The organism is Vibrio sp. 2132-1 (assembly GCF_033344315.1).
Genome location: NZ_JAWPON010000338.1, coordinates 1 through 699 on the forward strand (window position 1 = coordinate 1; position 699 = coordinate 699).

The 699-nt window shown below is 47.8% G+C and carries 1 protein-coding gene; it reads right to left on the reverse strand.

Annotation, left to right across the window (positions count from 1 at the left end; translation table 11 throughout):
• Nucleotides 1-699, reverse strand: a 699-nt coding sequence (locus R8N47_RS25270; RefSeq protein WP_318186117.1) for an NAD-binding protein, incomplete at both ends; no start/stop codon positions are given.

A 699-nucleotide genomic window follows, 5' to 3' on the forward strand; every position in this document is an offset into this window, starting at 1 on the left:
TTGCCTTTGTCTTCGACATTAAACAGCGGGATCACCAAATTGGTTTTGTGATGTTCCAAATAATCTTGGTAAGTGAAGTTCTCACTCAGTTTGGTGTGCTTGATTTCCGCACCTCGGCTTAACAGGCTCGCTAGCTGGGTGTAACTAACATTGCCCCCCATCAACAGCTTGCCGTGATACTCCTGAGCAACAGAGTGCTTTTCACTGCCGTTTCCATTCGTCTTCACTTTTTGCAGACAATGCACTTTATCTTCGCCAAACTCGTCGACAAATTGCATACAAGCCATGATGTTGAAGTGTTGATCTGGCGTGAGTGCGACCACTTGACCAATGCCAATCATGTTCAGGTTGTCATCCGCATGGCTAGAAATCGGGTTACCGTAATAATAATCCAGGCCCATCATACGAACTTGGCTGATGTACTCCCAGTTTGAGTCCGTCATCAATACACGTCGATCATAACGCGCTAACGCTTGGCCAATTTCACGTGCGACTCGGTTCGCCCCAATAAGTAGGAAGCCTCTCGGCGCAGGTTCAGCGACACCCAATGCAATCGCCATAGGGCGAGCAGTGGCACTTTGTAATACCACCGTACCGATGATCACCATAAAGGTCATTGGCACCAGTAAGCTTGCTCCATCGACTCCGTATTCGGTCAACTTAATCGCAAACAGAGAAGAAATCGACGCAGCAACAATA